Source organism: Methylobacterium sp. WL103, from assembly GCF_008039885.1.
Lineage (GTDB): Bacteria > Pseudomonadota > Alphaproteobacteria > Rhizobiales > Beijerinckiaceae > Methylobacterium > Methylobacterium cerastii.
This window is the reverse complement of sequence record NZ_VRUX01000372.1, coordinates 1-4,230: the sequence shown is the minus strand read 5'-3', so window position 1 is coordinate 4,230 and position 4,230 is coordinate 1. Positions and strand designations below refer to the sequence as shown.

Sequence of the window (4,230 nt, the reverse complement as noted above, 5' to 3'; positions counted from 1 at the left end):
GCCCCCGACAGCCTCGCCCCCGACAGCCTCGCCCCCGACAGCCTCGCCACTGACAGCCTTGCCACTGACAGCCTTGCCACTGACAGCCTTGCCGCAGGGGCGCCCGGCTTACTTGGCAAGGGGGAGGGCTCTGCCTACATTGGCTCGGCGTGCGCGGACGAACCCGCAGCGGCGGGCAGCCGGCCCACACGCCCCAGGGATTGATCGATGAACCCGAATTTTCGCAATTTTGCCTTGTGGGTCGTCATCTTCCTCCTCGTCCTGGCCCTGGTGACCCTGTTCCAGAATCCGGGCCACCGCGGCGGCGGGAGCGAGATCGCCTACAGCCAGCTTCTCAACGACGCCGACGCCGGCAAGATCCAGTCCGTGGTGATCTCGGGCCAGGACGTGTCCGGCTCGTATGTCGGCGGCGGCAGCTTCACCAGCTATGCGCCGAACGATCCCGGCCTCGTCTCGAAGCTTTCGGGCAAGGGCGTGCAGATCACCGCGCGCCCCCCGTCCGACAACACCCCCTGGTTCATCCAGCTCTTGGTCAGCTGGCTGCCGATCCTCGTCTTCATCGGCGCCTGGGTGTTCCTGTCCCGGCAGATGCAGTCGGGCGCCGGCCGCGCCATGGGCTTTGGCAAGTCCAAGGCGAAGCTGCTGAACGAGGCGCATGGGCGCGTGTCGTTCGATGACGTCGCCGGCGTGGAAGAGGCGAAGGAAGACCTGCAGGAGATCGTCGAATTCCTGCGCGATCCCCAAAAGTTCCAGCGGCTCGGCGGGCGCATCCCGCGCGGCGTGCTCCTCGTCGGCCCCCCCGGCACCGGTAAGACCCTGATCGCCCGCGCGGTGGCGGGCGAGGCCAACGTGCCGTTCTTCACCATCTCGGGCTCGGACTTCGTCGAGATGTTCGTCGGCGTCGGCGCCAGCCGCGTCCGCGACATGTTCGAGCAGGCCAAGAAGAACGCGCCCTGCATCATCTTCATCGACGAGATCGACGCGGTCGGTCGCCATCGCGGCGCGGGCCTCGGCGGCGGCAACGACGAGCGCGAGCAGACCCTCAACCAGTTGCTCGTGGAGATGGACGGCTTCGAGGCCAACGAGGGCGTGATCATCATCGCGGCGACCAACCGTCCCGACGTGCTCGACCCGGCCCTGCTGCGTCCCGGCCGGTTCGACCGCCAGATCATGGTGCCGAACCCGGACGTCACCGGCCGCGAGCGCATCCTGCGCGTCCACGTCCGCAAGGTGCCGCTGGCGCCGGACGTCGACCTCAAGGTCATCGCCCGCGGCACCCCCGGCTTCTCGGGCGCCGACCTGATGAACCTCGTCAACGAGTCGGCTCTGTTGGCCGCGCGTCGCGGCAAGCGCATCGTCACGATGCACGAGTTCGAGGACGCCAAGGACAAGGTCATGATGGGCGCCGAGCGACGCACCCTCGTCATGACCGAGGACGAGAAGCGGCTCACGGCCTACCACGAGGGCGGCCACGCCATCGTCGCCTTCAACGTGCCGGCCACCGATCCCGTCCACAAGGCGACGATCATCCCGCGCGGCCGTGCGCTCGGCATGGTCATGCAGCTGCCCGAGCGCGACAAGCTGTCGATGTCGTTCGAGCAGATGACCTCGCGGCTGGCCATCATGATGGGCGGCCGCATCGCCGAGGAGATGACTTTCGGCCCCGACAAGGTCACCTCGGGCGCGCAGTCCGACATCGAGCAGGCGACGCGGCTCGCCAAGATGATGGTCACGCGCTGGGGATTCAGCCCTGAGCTCGGCACCGTCGCCTACGGCGACAACAACGACGAGGTCTTCCTCGGCATGTCGATGGGCCGCCAGCAGACGGTGTCCGAGTCGACGGCCCAGAAGATCGACGCGGAGGTCCGCCGCCTCGTCGAGACCGGCCTGGAGGAGGCCCGTCGCATCCTCGCCGACAGGAAGGACGACCTCGAGGCGCTGGCGCAAGGGCTGCTCGAATACGAGACGCTGTCCGGCGACGAGATCAAGAACCTGCTGAAGGGCCGTCCCCCGGTCCGCGACGGCGGCGACGTGCCGCCGACCCCGGCCCGCGGCTCTTCGGTGCCCTCCGCCGGTCGCGGCCGGCCGAAGGAGAGCGACGGCGGACTGGAGCCTCAGCCGCAGGGCTGATCGGTCTGATCTGTCGGCCAACGAAGAGGGCGCCATTGCGGCGCCCTTTTCTTTGGGCGGTTAGCTCATTCGATGGATGAGGGCGCGCGGGTCCCCTGTCGCGTCCGGGAGAGGGGGCCGGTCGGCGCCACGCTGCGGAGCAGCGATGAGACAAGCTGCGCGATGACGGCGTCGATTCACTGTAACGGGACGCGATCTGCGCTCGCCGCGCGATCGATGATAGGTTGACCGAAAGGTCGCGCGCCCGAGGGGACGGAGAGTTTCGTGAGAAAGTATTTCGGCACCGACGGCATTCGCGGCCGGGCCAACGGGGTGATCACGCCGGAGCTGGCGCTGAAGGTCGGCCAGGCGGCGGGGCTGGTGTTCCAGCGCGGCGACCATCGCCACCGCGTCGTGATCGGCAAGGACACGCGGCTCTCGGGCTACATGATCGAGACCGCGCTGATCGCCGGCTTCACCTCCGTCGGCATGGACGTGCTGCAGCTCGGGCCGATGCCGACCCCGGCGGTGGCCATGCTGACCCGCTCGATGCGCGCCGACATCGGCGTGATGATCTCGGCCTCGCACAACCCGTTCGAGGACAACGGCATCAAGCTGTTCGGGCCCGACGGATTCAAGCTCAACGACGCGATCGAGCGCGAGATCGAGGCGCTGATCGACAGCGAGCTGCACACCAAGCTCGCCGGCTCGATGTCGCTCGGCCGGGCCAAGCGCATCGAGAGCGTGCACGCCCGCTACATCGAGTTCGCCAAGCGCTCGCTGCCGCGCAACGTGACGCTGGACGGCCTGCGCATCGTGGTCGACTGCGCCAACGGCGCCGCCTACCGCGTCGCCCCCGAGACCCTGTGGGAGCTCGGCGCCGAGGTGATCGCCATCGGCGTCGAGCCCGACGGCTTCAACATCAACCGCGACGTCGGCTCGACGGCGCCGGCCGCCCTCGTCGCCAAGGTCCGGGAGCTGCGCGCCGACATCGGCATCGCGCTGGACGGCGACGCCGACCGGGTGCTGATCGTGGACGAGAAGGGCCAGGTCGTCGACGGCGACCAGCTCATGGCGGTCGTCGCCCGCTCGTGGAAGGAGGACGACCTCCTGACCCAGCCGGGCATCGTGGCCACGATCATGTCCAACCTCGGCCTGGAGCGCTACCTCGGCGGGATCGGCCTCTCGCTCGCGCGCACGGCGGTGGGCGACCGCTACGTGCTGGAGCACATGCGCGAGCACGGCTACAACCTCGGCGGCGAGCAATCCGGCCACATCATCATGTCGGACTACGCCACCACCGGCGACGGGCTGGTTGCCGCGTTGCAGGTGCTGAGCGTGGTCCAGCGCAGCGAAAAGCCGGTGAGCGAGGTCTGCCACTGCTTCGATCCGCTGCCGCAGATTCTGAAGAACGTGCGCTACCGCTCGGGCGAGCCCCTGCGCGCCGACAGCGTCGTGACGGCGATCGAGCACGCCCGCGAGCGCCTGGGCAACGGCGGCCGCCTCGTCATCCGCCCCTCCGGCACCGAGCCGGTGATCCGCGTGATGGCCGAGGGCGACGACCGCGGCCTCGTCAACGACGTCGTGGACGAGGTCGTGGATGCGGTGACGCGCGCCGCCGCCTGAGCCGGTCGGCTTGCGCGCATCCCCTCTCCCCGCAGGCGGGGAGAGGGCTTGGCCGACCTCGTCGTCGGCCAAGCGAGGCGGTAGCCGAAGGTGAGGAGGCTTGGCCGAAGGAGGCTCGTCCGTTGGCACCCCCTCGCCGCCGCTACGGCCTTGCCTTCGCTTCCCGCACGGGCGGCGAGGTCCGTGCGGGCCTCTCGCCGCCCGCGGGGAGAGGGGGCTCTCGGTCGACGAAGCGCACCCTTCGCGATCGAGCTTGAGAATGAACGTTCATTGACTTGGGAATGAACGTTCATTATACCGGCTTGGTACGCAGGAGTCCGCCATGGGCGTTTCCGTTTCCGACAGCCGGTTCGACCTCGCGCCCCGCCTCGCGGAGCTTCGCGCCGTCGCGACCCCGGCCAATCTCGCGGTCGCCGCGCTCCTCGGCCTCGGCTGGGTCGCGCTGATCGGCTGGACCGGGGCCGGCCCCGCCGGCTGGCAGGCGCGGTCCTGCGC

The 4,230-nt window shown here is 69.3% G+C and carries 2 protein-coding genes; both read left to right on the top strand.

The features are described 5' to 3' along the window. The first annotated feature begins 207 nt into the window (after nucleotides 1-207). The gene (gene ftsH / locus FV222_RS18665; protein WP_147728678.1) at nucleotides 208-2,130 is read left to right on the top strand and encodes an ATP-dependent zinc metalloprotease FtsH; all 1,923 of its coding nucleotides are present in this window, start codon (nucleotides 208-210) and stop codon (nucleotides 2,128-2,130) included. A gap of 264 nt (nucleotides 2,131-2,394) precedes the next feature. Next, the gene (glmM, locus tag FV222_RS18660; RefSeq protein ID WP_147753241.1) at nucleotides 2,395-3,735 is read left to right on the top strand and encodes a phosphoglucosamine mutase; all 1,341 of its coding nucleotides are present in this window, start codon (nucleotides 2,395-2,397) and stop codon (nucleotides 3,733-3,735) included. Nucleotides 3,736-4,230: the final 495 nt, after the last annotated feature.